This is a genomic window from Dyella caseinilytica (assembly GCF_016865235.1).
Taxonomy (GTDB): Bacteria; Pseudomonadota; Gammaproteobacteria; order Xanthomonadales; family Rhodanobacteraceae; genus Dyella_B; species Dyella_B caseinilytica.
In genome coordinates, this window is the sequence record NZ_CP064030.1 from 2,922,897 (window position 1) to 2,939,946 (window position 17,050).

Consider the following 17,050-nt stretch of genomic DNA (forward strand, 5'->3'; position numbering starts at 1 on the left):
GCTCTCCCTCTCCCCGCTGGTGAGAGGGAGTAAAGGTTGCCGCTGTTGATGAACGCTATCCGCTACACTCGTCTGTCCGGCCTCGAACCGCTGGTTATCACGCCAGACCTGCTCTTCGTCAACGTCGGCGAGCGCACCAACGTTACCGGCTCAGCACAGTTCAAGAAGCTGATCAAAGAAGACCGCTACGAAGAAGCGGTGGAAGTCGCGCGCCAGCAGGTTGCCAACGGCGCGCAGATCGTCGACGTGAACATGGACGAAGGCCTGATCGATTCGGAGGCCGCCATGACGCGCTTCCTGAACCTGATTGCCGCCGAGCCGGATATCGCACGCGTGCCAGTGATGGTCGACTCCTCCAAATGGAGCGTGATCGAAGCCGGCCTGCGCTGCCTGCAAGGCAAGGGCGTGGTCAATTCGATCTCGATGAAGGAAGGCGAAGAGCTATTCCTGGAACACGCCCGCAAAGTGCTCGAATACGGCGCAGCCGTGGTGGTCATGGCCTTCGACGAACAAGGCCAGGCCGATACCTGCGAGCGCAAGGTCGAAATCTGCACGCGAGCCTTCAAACTCCTGACTGAAAAGCTCGACTTCCCACCGGAAGACATCATCTTCGACCCCAACATCTTCGCCATTGCCACCGGCATCGAAGAACACAACAACTACGCCGTGGATTTCATCGAAGCCACGCGCGAACTCAAGAAGCGCTTCCCGCTGAGCCATATTTCCGGCGGCGTATCCAACGTATCCTTCTCGTTCCGCGGCAACAACACCGTGCGCGAAGCGATTCACTCCGTGTTCCTGTATCACGCCATCAAGGCGGGCATGGACATGGGCATCGTCAACGCCGGTGCGTTGATGATCTACGACGATGTTCCTGCAGAATTGCGCGAACGCGTCGAAGACGTCGTGCTCAACCGCCGCGCTGACGCCACCGAGCGCCTGCTGGAAGTCGCCGAGCGGTACAAAGCCAAGAAAGGCGAGGTCGTCGTCGAGAACCTGGCCTGGCGTGAAAAGCCCGTGCACGAGCGTCTTGCCCACGCCTTGGTGCATGGTATCGACCAGTTCGTTGAGGAAGACACCGAGGAAGCACGCCAGCAATCGAGCCGTCCGCTGGATGTGATCGAAGGTCCGCTGATGGCCGGCATGAACATCGTGGGCGACCTGTTCGGCGCCGGCAAGATGTTTCTGCCGCAGGTCGTAAAATCCGCCCGCGTAATGAAAAAAGCCGTGGCCTACCTGCTGCCCTATATCGAAGAGGAAAAGCTGCGTACCGGCGACGCAGGCAAAAACAACGGCACCATCGTGATGGCCACCGTCAAAGGTGACGTGCACGATATCGGCAAGAACATCGTCGGCGTGGTGCTTCGTTGCAACAACTTCGAGGTGATCGATCTCGGCGTGATGGTGCCAACGCAAAAAATCCTGGACACCGCACGCGAGCACAAGGCCGACATCATCGGTCTTTCCGGCCTGATCACACCTTCGCTGGAAGAAATGAGTCAGGTCGCACGCGAAATGCAGCGGCAGGATTTTCAGATCCCGTTGCTGATCGGCGGCGCGACCACCTCGCGCGCTCATACCGCGCTGAAAATCGAACCGCATTACAAATCACCCACCGTATGGGTGAAGGACGCTTCGCGCGCTGTCGGCGTTGCGCAATCGCTGGTCAGCAAGGATCTGGTCGACAACTTCATGGCCAAGATCCGCACTGAATACGCGGACATCCGCGAACGCCACAAAAACCGCGGCACCGCCAAGACGCTCGTGCCGCTGGAACACGCCCGCAATCAGCGCTTCCGTGGCGATTGGGCCAACTACACGCCACCGCAGCCCAAACAACCAGGGCTGACTGTCTTCGACGACTACGACCTCGCCGAGCTGCGCAAATACATCGACTGGACACCGTTCTTCCAGGCCTGGGAACTGGCTGGCCGCTATCCCGCCATCCTCAAAGACGAGATCGTCGGCAAGCAGGCCACTGAGCTGTTTGCCGATGCACAAGCCATGCTCGACAAGATCATCGCCGAGCGTTGGCTCACGGCCCGTGGCGTGATCGGTTTCTGGGCGGCGCACAGCGTTGGCGACGATATCGACATCACTGTGACAGAAAGCGGCGCTCCCTCCCGCAAGGGGATACGTCTGCACCATCTCCGCCAGCAAGCGGAAAAACCGGCCGAACGCCCTGACTTCTGCCTCTCGGATTTCATCGCACCCAAGGAAGCCGATAAGCAGGATTGGCTGGGCGGCTTCGCTGTCACCGCAGGCATCGGCATCGAAGAGCACGTCGCCCGCTTCGAAGCGGGCCATGACGATTACTCCGCCATTTTGCTCAAAGCGCTTGCCGATCGTCTGGCCGAAGCCTTCGCCGAACGCATGCACGAACGCGTGCGGCGTGAATTCTGGGGCTATCAGCCGGACGAGAAACTCGATAACGAGGCGCTGATCGAAGAAAAATACTGCGGTATCCGCCCAGCCCCTGGCTATCCTGCCTGCCCGGACCACACTGAAAAAGCCGCGCTGTTCAATTTGCTCGACGCCACCAACAATGCCGGTATCCAGCTCACCGACAGCTTCGCGATGTATCCGACCGCCGCTGTTTCAGGCTGGTATTTCTCGCACCCCAACAGCCAGTACTTCGTGGTGGGCCGCGTCACGCGTGAGCAAGTCGAGGATTACGCCAAGCGCAAAGGCTGGACGCGCGAAGAAGCCGAGCGCTGGTTGGCACCAAATCTCGATTACGATCCGGAATAGATCGATACGTAATGGGTTCCCCCCGGATCACACCCGGGGTAACTCAACTTACGCTGGCAAACCCGGCCAATGCTCAAGCCGTGTTATCGCCAGTGAGGTTGTTCTTCTGGTGCCGCATATGCACCACCAGGTTGTAGACCGACACGAACACCGGGAAAAAGTTGGAAAGAATACCCACCGAGTCGTTCTTGCCAAACACAAAATAGGCCAGCAACAAAGCACTGCCCGTCACCGACATCCACCAGAACGAAAGCGGCATCACCACCCGCTTGTGTTTGCGCGTGTAATACATCTGCACAAACCAGCGGCCGGTGAACATCAGTGTGCCCAGGTAACCGACCACCTTCCACGGCGTCAGATGGAAATGCTGCAAAGACTGCAGGATGTGCGAAAGGTCAACGTGCATGGGAGGGACTACTTGGCCGGGGAATGGGATATCTTAGCTGCCCGTCCTTGGGACTGGCCTAGGAAACGGCCAACAGCCCGGAAAGGTTGACCTCCCTACCCGTTATCCGTATAGTGGCGCGTTCCCGGCGGGCGGTTAGCTCAGCGGTAGAGCACTGCCTTCACACGGCAGGTGTCACAAGTTCGATCCTTGTACCGCCCACCAACGATTTCAATGACTTAGGCCACCCAAACGGGTGGCCTAAGTCGTTGTACGGATCGCGGTACGGATATACGTTTTCAGATCACCTATCAGGTAATCGCACGCCAAACCGCACGGTTGGCGAACTTCTCAGCCACACGCGGCGGCATACGCGCAATCATGGCGGCGATGCTATCTAGGTCATCCACCTGAACTTTGAATTCGACCTCAGTGAATCGCTGCACTGCCAAACGTGCAGCGGCGACCGCCATGTCCGGTGACATGCATCTAAGAAGCTCGTCGGTGCTCTTGATGTCATATGGGTCAACAGAAAATGTGGCTGCGTTGTTGGGCTGCATCGTCATACCGGGTGGTTCCTTTGCAAGGGTCATGAAAAAACACCGCGCTCGGTGTAAGAGCGCGGCGTGAATCATTGCATGCAGAAATCAGGATGAAGGTTGATGAAAGTAGATGACGCTTATCTACTTTAGAGTTACGTTCAGCTATCCAATAGAGCCAATCGAGCGGCGGCGACGAACTTTGGATGGAGGAATGCCGTGAGCGCGTGCAATGCGTCGAACATGGCGTTCGGTAATACCCCATAACCCAGCGATGACCGCGTAACGCCTGCCTTCGCGAATCATGTCGGCGATGTGCGCGTGTTGTTTTGGAATATCGGCAGCGAGAATGTTGGAAAACTCAAACGTCTCACCGCCAAGAGCCGCGATCAGTTTGCGTGCCGTCGACTCGCCCACAATTTTCGCGAGGCGACAATCTGGACTGAACCCGCTTGGTACATAGATGATACCCCGGTCGGTAATTAGCGACCCGCGACTCCGCGAAGGCGGCCGGCACTCTTGATGCACAAGAAGTCCAACGCGGATCGCTTCATCCCAGCCAACCACTTTCGCAAAATCGTGATAGGCCTGCCCAAGCAGCAGCCTATAGGGATCGTTATCCCATAAGCCCTTTGGTGGCGCGTCAGAAGCGTGTTGCATGTTGAACATCTTGCAAGGTTGGGGTATCCAGGCGGCAGACGTTTTTGCTTAGTCGCCGCTTGGCCTTGATTCGTTGTGCGTTTAAACGGCTCGTGCTCTTGACGCTGTGCCAAGCTATGCCGACGTGTAGCGCATGCTCTACTTCGTCATTACCCGCCAATCGTGCGCGATCGCTGGCGATCAACTCGCGTGCATCCGCATCATCCATGTCGATCAGGTCACCCACGTTACGCACTTCTCCGTCGATCATCACAGGACGCAGAATACTAACGATGCAGCGGACGATCAATTTACCGTTCTTTGCTTTAATCTCGTGGCGCATGCCTGATTCTCAGCTATCGACTAAAAAATGTGTTGTCGGGAGAGTTGCCCATCCAGCGCGAAACCCATGAGGACTTGCTTCGCTCGGGCATGGGGCCTTTGGAGCGCGCAGTTAGCCGAACGCGCGAATCAAGGTAACGAACCAATTGCGTCACTTGTTTAGGCTCAAGGTCGGGCCATCGCTTGAGAATGCGGCGTGCCGCTTCTTCGTGATCGAACACGAATGATCCCAAGGCAGCGCCAGTGACGATAGCTCGCACACCATCCTCGGTACGTTCACGGATAGATACATGGCAGGACTGAACCGCAGTGGCAGCCATGTCCCGCTGTAGATCGGTTGCAGCGCGAGGCGCAGCGATGAGTTCGCTGCGCTTGGAGCTGAAAAAGTCGAAGATGCTCATGATTAATTGGCCTTGGCGGACCAGAACTTAGATACATCCGGTACGCAAGGTACAAACGATGCCCAGCAGGTCACATTCACGCTGCCTGCTGTGTCGAGGCGATGGGCAATAAGGTCAATGCGCTCATGCACAACGATGGCTGCGCGACTAAAGGCACCAACAAATGTGCCTTTGTTGTCGGCTGTCAGTTCAGCCGGAACGCCAGCGACGCGCAGAACGCCGGACTGGTCTACAACAGCGCCGTCACCGCCAGCTAAAGCGCGAAGCTCGCCAAACTCTAGCCCTTGCGCTGCGGCTTCGGACAAAGAGAAAGCGGACGGATTCCCCGCAGCGATGGCTCTTAGCAGCACTTCATCTGCGGCTCGGGCAAGGCCAAGCGTTAGGGCCAATGCAAGATCAGCGGCCAAAATATCTACCGGCGTTTCCTTCCAAGACGAACGCTTTACCGTGACGGAAATGCCCTTAGAAATCGCATCGCCAAAGTTGATCGGCGCAGACGAAACCGGCATCGCAACAATCGGAGCATCGGTTTCTGGGCCATCCCCTTCGGACACCGTGTCAAAAATTGCTGCTTCGATGGTGCGGAAACTTCCCGGCTTCTTCACCAGAACGATGTCGCCTGTCAGTCCAGTTGGAAGTGCCTCAGTCGATTCGGGCATTACGATCAATTGTGCGCCAGCTTGCGCAACGCGCGAATTAGCGATGATCGCGGCATCTAGGCGCGTCGACTGCCCGGCGCTCACGCCAGCGGGTACGCGAGTGATCCTCCCATCTTTATCGATCAGATCAGGGAGGAAAGAAGACCCCAGCAACGCCGACATAGCTGTGGCTGCTGGCTGGGAAATTCGATGCGTTGGCTCATACATGCCGGCCGGGATGTGATCGCGGAACGGCATCGCGCTTGATGCGTCGCGTATTAGCTGCGCCAGATCGGCGTTGAAATAGCGGGTATCGGGTGCTGGGCTATAAGCAGGGGCGGATTTGGCGCGGGCAAGTAGTTGATTCAAGTTAGACATGCGGGTTGTGCTTTCCTCAGTGGTTTGGTCGCGAAGCCAGTGTTGCGGGCAGGTCCGGTTTGCGTAACTGCGGAGATGTCCGCCTAGCTCTGCGGGCACATCATCCGGCTTAGCGATCGGCGTCCCCATTGCGGGGATGTTCCTTTGCTACGGACATAAAGCTGTCCGCAATCGCTGTTTTATGTTCGTTTTACGAACAATGCGCGCAAAATCATAGGCTTTGTCGCCTTGAGGTAAACAAAAAACTAAATTTCGAAGGGCACGCACACTGCAAAATCCGGGGTGTCGAGGACCCCGCCCTATGTGCCCCCGTAGGAAGGACCCGGCGAAATGGTACGAAGTCGCAGCCCGCCACACCGCCCGGAACATGGGGCGATGGCGGTCGCCGACAGCGATGCCGGGGGCGATGAATGACCCCTTGCACCCTGTATCCGTTCGGATACAATACGCGCATGGACATCAAGACGACCGCAACATTTGACACATGGCTGGCCGGTTTGCGGGATCGCAAGGCGGCGGCCATCATCACGGCCCGCATCGTCCGCGTTGCGGGCGGCTTGTTGGGCGATGTGAAGTCGGTGGGCGGCCCGGTGAACGAACTCCGTATCGACTACGGTCCGGGGTATCGGGTTTACTTCATCAAGCAAGGCAAAACCGTGATCGTCCTACTCTGCGGCGGCGACAAGTCAACGCAACAGCACGACATTAAGCAGGCGCAAAAGCTGGCACTGAATCCGTGAGGCACCAATGAAAGCCGAACAAATCCGAAACCTGAAGACCTTCGACCCCGCCGAATACCTCAACACTGACGAGGCTATCGCGGCGTTCCTCGAAGACGCGATCGAGTCGGGCGACAACCGCGTGTTTCAGGAAGCCCTAAGCATCGCGGCCCGTGCGCGCGGCATGGCCGAAATTGCCAAGGCCGCCGGGCTTGGCCGCGAAAGTCTATACAAGGCGCTGCGCCCGGACGCGAACCCGCGATTCGACACGGTGCAGCGGGTACTTGCCGCGCTCGGCGTGCGCCTCTCAGTATCGGCCGCCCCTTGAAAACCCCGCGTGGCGCCATAGTAAACGTCAACTGCCGCCGTCGCGCGGTTCAATGGGGAATTTTTAATGAGTACGTTTCCAGCAATCGTGTCCGAAGGTGAAAACGGCCCGTATTACAAGGTGAAGCTTGCCGCCCTTCCCGGCAAGGGCGACCGCATTAGGCTTACTTCGTTCGTCGACACGGCGAACCACCACGACGCGCTTCACCTATATGAAGTGCAGGGAGTTATGCACGAATTGCACGACGTGCCGGACGATGATCCGCGTCATGCTAACGGTTATCACGCGATCCAGATTCTCGTTAAGCGCTTGCGCTAATCGTTCCCGGCGACGGTGCAGTCCGCAAGCTGCGGGCTGCCCATGACCGTGTCACCGTCAGCACAAGGCAGGTAGTGACCAGTGACGGTTGGTGACTCACCCGGCCAGGACCGTCACCAACATAAAAATCTTATAAGTCATAAGGCTACGTAGTCAGTGACAGTAGTGACCCGAAATTTAGAAGAACTTTTAGGAAACATAAATGTAGACATCACATCGGGGGCGCGATATGGCTTGTCGAAAGTCTTAGAAATACTGTCACCCCGTCACTCTTATCTAAAAAAGGAAGCTTCATCAGTGATTTGGGGGCGTGACCCGCACTCGTGACTCACGCCCCTCCCGTCACAACGGACTATCGCCGGAACGAATGCATGGCACCATGAAATACCGAGTCTTGTTCGTTCGCTTGGCTTCGCCAAACAACGCGCGCAAGGCCTTGGCTGCTTCGTTGAGATTGGCTTGTGTTGGCCGCTCAAATCCGATTTCAAGCAACACGTCGGTGGCAGTCATCCGTCTGCGCGGTAAAGCGGCAAGTGCATCGCCATATGTAGTGACGATTAGCTCACCAATCGGACTAGCCACTTGATGCTGCCCGTTTAAACGCTCCAATCGCTTTTCTTCGTCGCTATCGAGCCACCAGCGTTCACCAGCTTCGTACCACGTAGCAACTTCCGCCCAAAGCTGCTGCATGTCGATGTCGTGGCCGTAATTGATCCTTGCAATGGGAACGGTCCACCAGCGCACGTTGCCGGTATCGTCAGCAAGAAATTGTTCCGGGTTCACGCTCGCGAAAAACACAGTGCGGCGCGGCGCCTTGTCTTCAGCGCGGCCATAAGGCCGGCGGAACTGGTCGCAATCTTGGCTGATGAAACCCTTCAATCTGGCGATATCGGCACGACGCAGCGTCCCGTCCAGTTCGCCAAGCTCAACAAGCCAATGACTGATGGCAGAAATCACAGTGTCTTTGTTCTGCGGGTCGATCATCGCATCAACCTTGATAAGGTCGCGCATCTCGGCCGGCACCAGCGAACGGAACCAAGACGTCTTGCCCACGGACTGCGCACCCTGAAATACCAGAACGCCCTTAGACATGAAGCCCGACGGCTTCAGGGCGGCGGCTACGGCTGAAATCAGCCAGCGACGCAGCAAAATCTCCCATAGATCGAGGTCATAGTCGCTTCGTGGCTCCACAGTCGCGAGCAAATCGCTAAACCGAGACCGCCCATCCCACGGTCGCGATCGAATGAAGTCTGCAACTGGGTTCCACAGATTTTCGGGCATGTTGCTAATGTGGATTAGGTGTTCGGCCGCGTCTTGCTTCGGCAGGCTATTTTTAGCGCACAAGCTGCGCACGGTCGCCAAGGCAACGCTTTGCTGATTCTCGACCATCGCCGTCATGCCGGGATAGTTGATGTCAATGCGCTTGCGGATCACGTCATAGCGCACCGTAAAATCGTAATGGCTCAACATGTGCTGCATGTTGGTGACGGTATCCTGAGGACGGCCTTGCGTGCTCACGTCGGGCCAACTGGTGAGGCTGACGGCTGGCATCCTATGAACGTCGACCTGTCTACGCTGAATGGTGGATATGTCTGCGGGCACGGTCAGCAACCCTCGTAAGGCTTGGATGCCATGTTCTGCCGCGTAATCGTTCCAGTCTTGCCCCATCGCGGGCGGCACAACCCAAGGCAGCCCCGTGGCTTCGGCAGCCTTTTGCCCTGTTCCGCTTTCGTCATTGTCGGCTGCCACACCCAATAACTTCCCGCGCAGTAAGTCAGCGACCGGCTTCAGGCTCCCAGCATCGAACGCAACTACAACAGGCTGCCCGGTCGCTGCATGCACGCTGGCGCCGGTGACGTAGCCTTCGACAAGCCATGCCGGCCCGTCACCGCCAAAACGGTAGAAGCAACCACGTTTTTCGCCTCCTACCAGATAAAACTTGGCGCCGCTATTGGTAACGCGCTGTAGGCTCACTATTTCTGCGCGAGCGTTGTGGATAGGGATCAGCAAATCGCCAGCACGGGTGCCGTGGCCGTCAAAGCGTGCAACGCGCAGGCCATACGACTGCACGCCCTTTGCGCGCAAATAAGCGTGATCGGTGGCCGGCTCCGCAGCTTCCCAGGCAGCGCGGGCGTTTTCCGCAGCCTCAGCGTGACGCAGTTGTTCGGCGCTCTTGCGCTCGATGCGGGACAGTTCTGCTCGATATTTGCGTTCGGCGCGTTCGGCAGGGGTCAGCTCGGATTCGTGCTTCGCACACCATGTGTGCGATTCGCCAGTCTTCCAGCTACCAAATTCACCAGCGGGGATACCATCACCGTACAAGACGGCCCAGCCATTTAAAGAGCCTTTGCTGTCACCGCTGACGTGAAAGCGAGTTAGCTTGCCATCTGGTGCCAATTCGCCGCGAGTGAATTCCGGCAGGATATTGGCTGCATGCATCGCCATTTGAAACTGACGGGCGACGTCAATGCTGCTATGGCTTTGTGCATTGCTCATGCGGCTCGCTCAGCCTGTGCAGCGACCCTCACCCCGTTCGCAGCGGCCACGCGATCGGCAACGTATCGCTGTAACTCAGCCTCGGCGATCAGAGTCCGATGACCGATCTTGATTGTTTTGATGGCGCCCTCTCCCATCAAACGGTACAAAGTTGCTCGGGAGATACCCAAGCGGGCGGAAGTAATAAGGATGGAACTAGCAAGCGGGTTTTGCACAATGTCTTTCATGCCTTCGTGTCTCTGTGGTTGTGATTGAACACGAGGCAAGTTTCTCAACGCGTCTCATATTGTGTTATTGCGCCGATGTCCGCTTAGCACGCGACGATCCATGCCCACATCGCGTTTAAACGCATCGGAGAAATGGACCACCTAAGCACGGAAAAAAAACCCCGCCGGGTGGCGGGGTTCTCAACACTGAGGAATTTCACACGTATGAAAGAGCATCGGCCGCGACGCCAGATGCAGCTTCAAAGTATCAGGGCGGTTCGCATTTGCTCACTGCGCCGATGTCCGCCTATATCATGTTCAGCGCCGCCAATCGCTTGCGTGCTGCGTCCTGCACAAGATGGCCATAGTGCTTATCAATCATTGCTAGCGACGTCCCCACTAGGCGCGCGACATCAAGCAGCGACATCCCGGCTGTGATTGCCTCGGTGATGAAGCTGTGCCGCAACGTGTAAAGCACTACCCCGCTCGGCAGCCCGGCCGCCTGCGCAGCCTCATGCACCGCCTCATTCCATGCCCACCGATCCCACTGTTTGCCGCCTTTAGTGAGCAACCATGCTTCTGGCAGCTTGTCCCTCGCGGCCTGCTTGAACAGATCAATGGCAGCGGGCGCGAGCGGTACGGCACGCGGCCCGGTCTTCCCATCAAGCGTCACGGTGCCGGTGCGCGCATCGAAGTGCTTGCGCTGGATGCTGGCGAGTTCACCGCCACGCGCACCAGTAAGGGCAGCCGCCTCAATGAATCGCCGCGCATCGCCCGTCAGTTCGCCCAGCAGCGCGCGGCGCTGAGCAAGATCAAGGAACAGATCACGACGATTGCCGGCCTTCATTGGCTTGACTAGCGACCATTCAATCGTGCGATCAGCGGCCACATATCGGCGCGCAACGGCAAAATTCAGGGCCGCCTTCAACGCAGTGAGCGTGCGATTCATGCTCGCTGGCGCCAAACCGTTGTGGCCCTCCCTTGGTTCAGATAAGGCATTTCGCCATTTCTCAACGTGGCGTTGAGTCATCTTTGCCAAGGGCAATGCGCCGATGGGGTCGCTATAGACGGTGCGCTTGAACCTTTGCTCTGCATCGGTAGCAGATTGAGCGCCCTTCATTATCTGACGATCTTCAACGTAGGCCCGGCAAGCGTCAGCGACAGTTTTAACCTCGTTCGTCTTGACGCCCGCGTGCATTTGGCGGCGCCATTCCAGCGCGGCCTTGCGGGCAGCCTCGTAATCCAGCACCGGGGAGACGGTTCCAAGGCTTTGGTAACGGTGATTCTTGTCGTCGCCCAGCAGACGTGCGATCCAAGTCCCCCCGCCTGAGTCGATGCGTCGGAAGCCGACAAATAAATTTTGCGCGATTGGCGCCCCCCAATAGGGCTCCCGGCGCGGCTCTAGTTTCGCCCTGACAGTCGCCTTGTCGATGCTTATTCGTCCCATGCATTCCAGTCCGTACGGATTTCGTACGGATATACTACCTGAAATATCATGAGACAGTAAACGACTAAATCCTTATAAAACAATGCACTTATGAGGCGGCATGATACGGATTGAGACTGTTTTAACTGCCTTCACACGGCAGGTGTCACAAGTTCGATCCTTGTACCGCCCACCAACTTATTCAAAGACTTAGGCCACCCTCTCGGGTGGCCTTTTTCGTTATGGTTCAATAGCGCGACGGCGCGCCATCTTGCAAACGATTCGGAGCAGTGCCGTCCATCCACGGACAAGCAACATCCTTACTCAGCCACAGGGGCGTGATGATGAGAAAGGTAAAGGAATTAACGATCACTGCAGTCGTTTCGTGGGCGCTATCACCCGTGCTGATGGCATCACCGCCAAACGTGAGCGATGAGCAGATCATCGGTGGCATGCAGATCGCGCAACTGGTTCCCAATACCCCCACCTATGACATGTGGGCGCAGTGGATCCGTCGACAGATCGCGCACGATGCCGCCAACTACCACGATTTCCGGAATGGACAGTTCGTCCCCAAGACGATCCACCAAGATCTGGATCTGATCACCATCCGAACGGACTATCACGTTACAGATGCAGTAAACGCGTTGCCTTGGCATGAGCACGCATCATCCGACGAAACACCCGTTTCGCTGCCGGTGGATGGAGAACCGGGCGAACACATCACCATCATTTCTCAGACATCGGAAACCTATCTCTCCTGGACCTATGTCTGGAAAAAAGATACCAGCAGCGATCGCGACGGATGGCAGCTCACTGCCAATGCGTTTCATGATTGCCAACACATGACAAGCCGTTCTGCAGATTTTCGCTGCCATAAACCTGCAGCTTCTGCGATGTAGCAACAGATGAAACGGATCAGGAAACTACCGCTTGCCTGTTCTCGCTGATCGCTGCAAGTAACGCCTGACGGTCGAAGGGTTTGGGCAGATACGTCATCCATGACAGCCATCCCTGCTCTGGCGGCTCGGCATCGCCGGACATCACGATGACCGGGCATTTCAAGCCGTCATCGCGCATAGCCATGCCCAATTCAATGCCATTCATGCCTTCGCGGAGATTCAGATCAGTGATGACAACACCGATATCCGCGCGCACCGACGCGACCTGCTGAGCCTGATCGGAATTGGCGGCGGCGACCACGTCGAAGCCAGCGTCTTGGAGCATGTACGCGGTGGAGACGAGGACATCACGGTTGTCCTCGACGAGCAGAACAGTCTTCATGCCATCCTCACTCGAAACGTATGCCGGTCCAGGCATTGCCCCGCACGTTAGGGGTAGATGGCACAACAGATAGTGAATATCGTTTCCACCACTTGGCGACAAACCCGAACGGCTTGCCCATATCGTGAAGACGGAGTGAAAACAACTTTCAGCAGCTGTAAAACACAGCTACTGCAAAACTGCCGTCAGCATCGCGGCCGACGGCAGCCGCGTCACACCAGATCAGTGACCGGAAGACGTCGACGATGAAGCCGGTGCCTGAGCGGTACTGCTGGACGGCGGTGTCATCGCGGTGTGAGAAGACGCCGGAGCGCTGGCGGTTGAAGGCGCTGCGGGCGGCGGCGTGGACGGCTGCGACGAACCTTCCCCGCCTGCTGCCGGTGGCGCGCCACCACCGCTGCTATTGGGGTTCTGGCACCCGCCGATAGCCAAACCGATACTGGCGACTGCCAAGCCAATGACCATGCGATTCATGAGATTTCTCCTGAAGTGGCGACATGATGTTTTACGTTGTGCAAGCAATGCCGATCAAGCACAACTTGTGAATCGGCTTCCCTGCCAGACGCGCTCAACGATCACGGTGTTACCGTGGCTCACTTGTATGCAAGGCTTTGTGTACTAAATGTAAACATCTCCTTGCGAACTAAGACAAGTGTCTGCCCCGGCATCGCTTTTGCTTGGGAAACATCCATCAATAAGCGCTTTTTTCTCGGCAAATCCTGCACTTTCATCCGTCCATCGTATGCTGAATGCCAGCAAGCTGCCCTAGCTCACTATTCATATCCCTGTCATCACTCGGATGAAAGATCAGCGGACAGGGATCCGGGATGCCGCGCCATGATGGATAGTGGTCATGCATGTATTGGTAGTCGATAACGATCGCGATAATAGCGACTTGGTTTATCACGCATTGAATAACGCAGGTTATGACGTGTTCCAGGCTTGGGATGTCGCCGATGCCTTGCAACTGTCGCGTCAGCATCCGGACATTGGTGTCGTCATCACCGATATGCGCCTGGATCATCAGGTCACTGGCCTTGAAATGGCTGAAAAAATGCGACAACGCCTTCGCAATGGCTACTACATACTCACGTCCGGTGATTGGGATGCACTGATCCCTGGCTGTCCGCGCGACATGAGCATCCTGCGCAAACCTTACGGAAAAGCCGACTTGCTTTGCGCTGTGCGACACGGTGCCACGCGGCGCCTTGGCTACGTCACTCATGCCCTTTCAGCCGCCAAACGTCGGCAGGAAACCGCACTGCTACTGGCCTAGCCTCGCATTTAACAAAACAGATTTTGTGCACAAACGGCATGCCATAAGCATGAATGGTCCGTACAGACAGCCGTGATCTACGCACAACGCTCACATCTCTTTGCCTTGTTCTTGACGAACGTCGTTGCATGTTGACGTCGCGGAGCGCGGAGCGAGCCCTCGCGCATTCCGCATGCAGACTGCCCGAATGCTCATGGCGCAACGCTATACAGATCTTCTTCCACAACATACACCGACCAACGCAGCCATGATGCGTGACTCATGTTCGCCAGGAGATTTTCATGACACCTCTGGATAAACCGTTGAAGCGCCAGATCGACATCGATGGACAGTCTTTCACGCTGACTTTGGACGCCACCGGCATCAAGATCACCAAAAAAGCCCATCGCAATGGCATCGAGGTTCACTGGGCTGACCTGATCAAAGACGATCCGTCCATGGCGGCCGAGACCACCTCGCACATTGCATCCCACGGCTGACCTTCACAAGCGCGGCACACGCCACACCCCAGCGCTACTGCCGCGCTTACTGCCGCGCCTCGATGCGCATGCCGCGTGGCGTCAGCCAGCGCTCCACGCCTTCGAACAGCCCTTGCACGGCCAGCGCCATCAAAGCAGCAGGAATGGCGCCTTCGAGAATCAGGCCGGTATCGTCCAGCCGGATGCCGGTGACAATCGGCTGGCCGTAGCCACCCGCGCCGATCAAGGCACCCAGTGTGGCGGTCCCTACATTGATAACCGCAGCGGTCTTTACGCCGGCCAGAATCGAACGCGTCGCCATCGGTAATTCCACGCGGCGAAGCCGTACGCCGCGCGGCAAGCCCAGCGCAGCGGCGGATTCGCGCAAGTCAGGTGGAATGCCTGTCAGACCGGCATAGGTGTTACGCACGATCGGCAGCAGGCTGTAGAGAAACAGCGCCGCGATCGCAGGCCAGGTGCCGATGCCGAAGAGGGGAATCATGAACACGAACATGGCCAGCGATGGAATCGTCTGCAGCACGCCGCTGATTGCCATCACCACATGCCCCAATCGCCTTGAGTGTGCCGCGAGCACACCCAGTGGTACGGCGAACAAGACTGCCGCCATCAGCGATATCAACACCAGCCGCAAATGCTCCACCGTTCGCTGCAACAGGCGCGATGCAAAACCCGCTCCATCGCCATCAGCTTGCACGCCGATAAAACCTGCGGCGACAGCGGTTTCGCTCTCGCCATGAAGTTTTACCATCGCATTCATGTTGCGCATGGCGTCTTCAGGAATATGGCCGGCCAGTTTTCTCAGCACAGCAACAAAAGCCGGTGAACTCTGCTCCAGCGACAGGCGATAGAGAAAAACCGCTTCGTAGTGCGGGAAGTAATGTTTGTCGTCATCCAGCACGCGCAGATGGTAGTAAGGAATCTCTGCATCGGTACTGTATAAATCGATGGCATCCACGGCCTTATCGACCAGCGCCCGATACGACAGCACGTGATCGAGGCCACGCACCTGCGTCTGCGGCAATGCATAACGCTGCCGCAGCCCCGGCCAGCCATCGGCGCGGTCCATGAACTCATTGGAGAATCCGAAGCGCAGCTGCAGATGCCCTGTCAGATCAGACAACCGCTGGATACCTAGTTGAGCCGCAACATCCTCGCGCATGCCAATGGCATAGCTATCGTTGAAGCCAAGCGAATCGGTAATGCCGATACCGAGCGGCTGGAGCGCCGCACGCAAAGTAGCGATGTCTGCGTCAGCGGGGACGTTCTTCAACAACTCTTGTGTCAGCGTGCCGGTGTATTCCGGATAGGCATCGATATCACCGTGCTGCAAAGCGCGCCAGAGAATGCTGGTGCCGCCAAGTTCACGCTGATGTTGCGCATCAATGCCCTCACGCTGTGCTGCCAGGCGCGCCACTTCGCCCAGAATTACCGACTCGGTAAATTGCTTGGAACCAATGCGCACCGTCGTCGCGTACAGCGACGGTGCGACCGACAGCAAGATCAGTAATACGATCCATCGCCCGCTCATGCTGGCGACTCCCCCAACGTCCGCTGTGCTTCGACAAAACGCGTCACGAAAGGATCAGCCGGACGCAGGCGCAGATCGTCCAGGCAGCCATCCTGCACAACCCGCCCTTGCCGCATGAGCACGATGCGATCGGCAAACCACGCCGCTTCGGCGATGTCATGCGTCACTACGATCACGGTTTTACCGAGCTGATCGAAAATATGCTTGAGCTCATCCTGCAATTCGTGACGCACGATCGGATCGAGCGCACCCAGAGGCTCATCCAACAACAGCGCGCCTGGATCGAGCATCAGACCACGCATCAACGCCACACGCTGCCGCTGCCCGCCGGACAGTTCGGCCGGATAACGATCCAATGCGCTTGGCGGCAAATGTGTCAACGCAACCAGCTCTTCAGCGCGAGCCCGGATGCGGTCCCTGCCCCACCCCAGATGGTGCGGAAGCAAGGCCAGATTGCCCAAGGCAGTGAGGTGTGGAAACAGGCCGCCGTCCTGGATCACATAGCCCACCCGGCGACGCAGCTCCAGCACCTGCGTTCGCTCCAGCACATGGCCATCAACCTTCACATGACCCTGATCCGGCCACTCCAGACCAAGCAATACGCGCAGCAAAGTCGACTTGCCGGAACCGCTGCTACCGATGAGCGCGGTCGCGCTTCCGGCCGGAAATCCCAGACTGACCTGGTCGAGCGCGGCCAGGCTGCCATAGCGCTTGCTCACGTCATGAAGCTCGAACGCTTCGGGGGAGGCGTTTGGGTTGATCGGCATTCCCGGATCGACGCGGCCGTGAAGGCTTGAGCCTAGCCGATACGCTTCAGTGTGTCCGCTTATGGATGTTCTGACGCCCAGCTCGCACATATGTGGGAACCTGCCTCGCCACCATTGACCTGCTTCGGGAAGGGATCGCGCGCACCGAAG

General features: G+C 57.5%; 20 protein-coding genes and 1 tRNA gene. 8 read left to right on the plus strand and 13 right to left on the minus strand.

Annotated features, from left to right (window positions below):
- Nucleotides 1-48: 48 nt before the first annotated feature.
- Nucleotides 49-2,751, plus strand: a complete 2,703-nt coding sequence (metH, locus tag ISN74_RS12545; RefSeq protein ID WP_188801226.1) for a methionine synthase — start codon at nucleotides 49-51, stop codon at nucleotides 2,749-2,751.
- Between the two features lie 73 nt (nucleotides 2,752-2,824).
- Here the strand turns inward: metH and ISN74_RS12550 are convergent, their stop codons facing one another.
- On the minus strand, nucleotides 2,825-3,157 hold the full coding sequence (locus tag ISN74_RS12550) for a lipid-A-disaccharide synthase N-terminal domain-containing protein (RefSeq protein ID WP_188801101.1): 333 nt from the start codon (nucleotides 3,155-3,157) through the stop codon (nucleotides 2,825-2,827).
- A 129-nt stretch (nucleotides 3,158-3,286) separates the two neighbouring features.
- On the opposite strand from ISN74_RS12550, the gene ISN74_RS12555 reads away from it, so the two are divergent.
- Nucleotides 3,287-3,361: transfer RNA gene (locus tag ISN74_RS12555), tRNA-Val, on the plus strand.
- A gap of 86 nt (nucleotides 3,362-3,447) precedes the next feature.
- Here ISN74_RS12555 and ISN74_RS12560 read toward each other — a convergent pair.
- The 5 genes from ISN74_RS12560 to ISN74_RS12580 all read right to left on the minus strand — a co-directional run bounded on the left by ISN74_RS12560 (nucleotide 3,448) and on the right by ISN74_RS12580 (nucleotide 6,073).
- Nucleotides 3,448-3,729, minus strand: a complete 282-nt coding sequence (locus ISN74_RS12560; protein WP_203546604.1) for a hypothetical protein — start codon at nucleotides 3,727-3,729, stop codon at nucleotides 3,448-3,450.
- A 111-nt stretch (nucleotides 3,730-3,840) separates the two neighbouring features.
- Nucleotides 3,841-4,335, minus strand: a complete 495-nt coding sequence (locus ISN74_RS12565; RefSeq protein WP_188801105.1) for a helix-turn-helix domain-containing protein — start codon at nucleotides 4,333-4,335, stop codon at nucleotides 3,841-3,843.
- Nucleotides 4,319-4,657 carry a hypothetical protein gene (locus ISN74_RS12570; protein ID WP_188801107.1) on the minus strand — a complete coding sequence of 113 codons (339 nt, stop codon included), beginning with the start codon at nucleotides 4,655-4,657 and terminating at the stop codon, nucleotides 4,319-4,321. The genes ISN74_RS12565 and ISN74_RS12570 overlap by 17 nt, the downstream gene beginning before the upstream one ends.
- 13 nt (nucleotides 4,658-4,670) lie before the next feature.
- Nucleotides 4,671-5,057: a hypothetical protein gene (locus ISN74_RS12575; protein WP_188801109.1), complete on the minus strand. Its 387-nt coding sequence runs from the start codon at nucleotides 5,055-5,057 to the stop codon at nucleotides 4,671-4,673.
- 2 nt (nucleotides 5,058-5,059) lie between these two features.
- Nucleotides 5,060-6,073, minus strand: a complete 1,014-nt coding sequence (locus ISN74_RS12580) for a hypothetical protein (RefSeq protein ID WP_188801111.1) — start codon at nucleotides 6,071-6,073, stop codon at nucleotides 5,060-5,062.
- Between the two features lie 452 nt (nucleotides 6,074-6,525).
- On the opposite strand from ISN74_RS12580, the gene ISN74_RS12585 reads away from it, so the two are divergent.
- From ISN74_RS12585 to ISN74_RS12595, 3 genes are all read left to right on the plus strand, one after another.
- On the plus strand, nucleotides 6,526-6,813 hold the full coding sequence (locus tag ISN74_RS12585) for a type II toxin-antitoxin system RelE/ParE family toxin (RefSeq protein WP_188801113.1): 288 nt from the start codon (nucleotides 6,526-6,528) through the stop codon (nucleotides 6,811-6,813).
- Nucleotides 6,814-6,820: 7 nt separating this feature from the next.
- On the plus strand, nucleotides 6,821-7,120 hold the full coding sequence (locus ISN74_RS12590; protein WP_188801115.1) for an addiction module antidote protein: 300 nt from the start codon (nucleotides 6,821-6,823) through the stop codon (nucleotides 7,118-7,120).
- A 66-nt stretch (nucleotides 7,121-7,186) separates the two neighbouring features.
- Nucleotides 7,187-7,438, plus strand: a complete 252-nt coding sequence (locus ISN74_RS12595; protein WP_188801117.1) for a hypothetical protein — start codon at nucleotides 7,187-7,189, stop codon at nucleotides 7,436-7,438.
- Nucleotides 7,439-7,780: 342 nt separating this feature from the next.
- On the opposite strand, the gene ISN74_RS12600 is transcribed toward ISN74_RS12595, so the two are convergent.
- From ISN74_RS12600 to ISN74_RS12610, 3 genes are all read right to left on the minus strand, one after another.
- Nucleotides 7,781-9,934, minus strand: coding sequence for a VapE domain-containing protein (locus ISN74_RS12600; protein WP_188801118.1), 2,154 nt, complete (start codon nucleotides 9,932-9,934; stop codon nucleotides 7,781-7,783).
- On the minus strand, nucleotides 9,931-10,161 hold the full coding sequence (locus tag ISN74_RS21340; protein WP_188801121.1) for a helix-turn-helix transcriptional regulator: 231 nt from the start codon (nucleotides 10,159-10,161) through the stop codon (nucleotides 9,931-9,933). The genes ISN74_RS12600 and ISN74_RS21340 overlap by 4 nt, the downstream gene beginning before the upstream one ends.
- A gap of 286 nt (nucleotides 10,162-10,447) precedes the next feature.
- On the minus strand, nucleotides 10,448-11,587 hold the full coding sequence (locus ISN74_RS12610; RefSeq protein WP_188801122.1) for a tyrosine-type recombinase/integrase: 1,140 nt from the start codon (nucleotides 11,585-11,587) through the stop codon (nucleotides 10,448-10,450).
- A gap of 269 nt (nucleotides 11,588-11,856) precedes the next feature.
- Here ISN74_RS12610 and ISN74_RS12615 point away from each other — a divergent pair, with 269 nt between their 5' ends.
- Entirely contained in the window at nucleotides 11,857-12,468 is a 612-nt protein-coding gene (locus tag ISN74_RS12615) for a hypothetical protein (RefSeq protein WP_188801123.1), read from the plus strand.
- 16 nt (nucleotides 12,469-12,484) lie between these two features.
- Here the strand turns inward: ISN74_RS12615 and ISN74_RS12620 are convergent, their stop codons facing one another.
- Together ISN74_RS12620 and ISN74_RS12625 are read right to left on the minus strand one after the other, a co-directional pair.
- The gene (locus ISN74_RS12620) at nucleotides 12,485-12,850 is read right to left on the minus strand and encodes a response regulator (protein ID WP_188801124.1); all 366 of its coding nucleotides are present in this window, start codon (nucleotides 12,848-12,850) and stop codon (nucleotides 12,485-12,487) included.
- Nucleotides 12,851-13,072: 222 nt separating this feature from the next.
- Nucleotides 13,073-13,324, minus strand: coding sequence for a hypothetical protein (locus ISN74_RS12625; RefSeq protein WP_188801125.1), 252 nt, complete (start codon nucleotides 13,322-13,324; stop codon nucleotides 13,073-13,075).
- 379 nt (nucleotides 13,325-13,703) lie between these two features.
- On the opposite strand from ISN74_RS12625, the gene ISN74_RS12630 reads away from it, so the two are divergent.
- Nucleotides 13,704-14,126 carry a response regulator gene (locus tag ISN74_RS12630; RefSeq protein ID WP_188801126.1) on the plus strand — a complete coding sequence of 141 codons (423 nt, stop codon included), beginning with the start codon at nucleotides 13,704-13,706 and terminating at the stop codon, nucleotides 14,124-14,126.
- Between the two features lie 281 nt (nucleotides 14,127-14,407).
- The gene (locus ISN74_RS12635) at nucleotides 14,408-14,605 is read left to right on the plus strand and encodes a hypothetical protein (RefSeq protein ID WP_188801128.1); all 198 of its coding nucleotides are present in this window, start codon (nucleotides 14,408-14,410) and stop codon (nucleotides 14,603-14,605) included.
- A gap of 46 nt (nucleotides 14,606-14,651) precedes the next feature.
- Here the strand turns inward: ISN74_RS12635 and ISN74_RS12640 are convergent, their stop codons facing one another.
- Complete coding sequence (locus ISN74_RS12640; RefSeq protein ID WP_188801129.1) at nucleotides 14,652-16,133, minus strand: ABC transporter permease/substrate-binding protein; 1,482 nt, start codon at nucleotides 16,131-16,133, stop codon at nucleotides 14,652-14,654.
- Nucleotides 16,130-16,900, minus strand: a complete 771-nt coding sequence (locus ISN74_RS12645) for an ATP-binding cassette domain-containing protein (RefSeq protein ID WP_188801131.1) — start codon at nucleotides 16,898-16,900, stop codon at nucleotides 16,130-16,132. The genes ISN74_RS12640 and ISN74_RS12645 overlap by 4 nt, the downstream gene beginning before the upstream one ends.
- Between the last annotated feature and the right edge of the window lie 150 nt (nucleotides 16,901-17,050).

What these genes read in the sequence shown, in the direction of transcription:
- metH (WP_188801226.1), top strand. Translation starts at nt 49, where the DNA reads ATGAACGCTATCCGCTACACTCGTCTGTCCGGCCTCGAACCGCTGGTT.
- ISN74_RS12550 (WP_188801101.1), bottom strand. Translation starts at nt 3,157, where the DNA reads ATGCACGTTGACCTTTCGCACATCCTGCAGTCTTTGCAGCATTTCCAT.
- ISN74_RS12560 (WP_203546604.1), bottom strand. Translation starts at nt 3,729, where the DNA reads ATGACCCTTGCAAAGGAACCACCCGGTATGACGATGCAGCCCAACAAC.
- ISN74_RS12565 (WP_188801105.1), bottom strand. Translation starts at nt 4,335, where the DNA reads ATGCAACACGCTTCTGACGCGCCACCAAAGGGCTTATGGGATAACGAT.
- ISN74_RS12570 (WP_188801107.1), bottom strand. Translation starts at nt 4,657, where the DNA reads ATGCGCCACGAGATTAAAGCAAAGAACGGTAAATTGATCGTCCGCTGC.
- ISN74_RS12575 (WP_188801109.1), bottom strand. Translation starts at nt 5,057, where the DNA reads ATGAGCATCTTCGACTTTTTCAGCTCCAAGCGCAGCGAACTCATCGCT.
- ISN74_RS12580 (WP_188801111.1), bottom strand. Translation starts at nt 6,073, where the DNA reads ATGTCTAACTTGAATCAACTACTTGCCCGCGCCAAATCCGCCCCTGCT.
- ISN74_RS12585 (WP_188801113.1), top strand. Translation starts at nt 6,526, where the DNA reads ATGGACATCAAGACGACCGCAACATTTGACACATGGCTGGCCGGTTTG.
- ISN74_RS12590 (WP_188801115.1), top strand. Translation starts at nt 6,821, where the DNA reads ATGAAAGCCGAACAAATCCGAAACCTGAAGACCTTCGACCCCGCCGAA.
- ISN74_RS12595 (WP_188801117.1), top strand. Translation starts at nt 7,187, where the DNA reads ATGAGTACGTTTCCAGCAATCGTGTCCGAAGGTGAAAACGGCCCGTAT.
- ISN74_RS12600 (WP_188801118.1), bottom strand. Translation starts at nt 9,934, where the DNA reads ATGAGCAATGCACAAAGCCATAGCAGCATTGACGTCGCCCGTCAGTTT.
- ISN74_RS21340 (WP_188801121.1), bottom strand. Translation starts at nt 10,161, where the DNA reads ATGAAAGACATTGTGCAAAACCCGCTTGCTAGTTCCATCCTTATTACT.
- ISN74_RS12610 (WP_188801122.1), bottom strand. Translation starts at nt 11,587, where the DNA reads ATGGGACGAATAAGCATCGACAAGGCGACTGTCAGGGCGAAACTAGAG.
- ISN74_RS12620 (WP_188801124.1), bottom strand. Translation starts at nt 12,850, where the DNA reads ATGAAGACTGTTCTGCTCGTCGAGGACAACCGTGATGTCCTCGTCTCC.
- ISN74_RS12625 (WP_188801125.1), bottom strand. Translation starts at nt 13,324, where the DNA reads ATGAATCGCATGGTCATTGGCTTGGCAGTCGCCAGTATCGGTTTGGCT.
- ISN74_RS12630 (WP_188801126.1), top strand. Translation starts at nt 13,704, where the DNA reads ATGCATGTATTGGTAGTCGATAACGATCGCGATAATAGCGACTTGGTT.
- ISN74_RS12635 (WP_188801128.1), top strand. Translation starts at nt 14,408, where the DNA reads ATGACACCTCTGGATAAACCGTTGAAGCGCCAGATCGACATCGATGGA.
- ISN74_RS12640 (WP_188801129.1), bottom strand. Translation starts at nt 16,133, where the DNA reads ATGAGCGGGCGATGGATCGTATTACTGATCTTGCTGTCGGTCGCACCG.
- ISN74_RS12645 (WP_188801131.1), bottom strand. Translation starts at nt 16,900, where the DNA reads ATGCCGATCAACCCAAACGCCTCCCCCGAAGCGTTCGAGCTTCATGAC.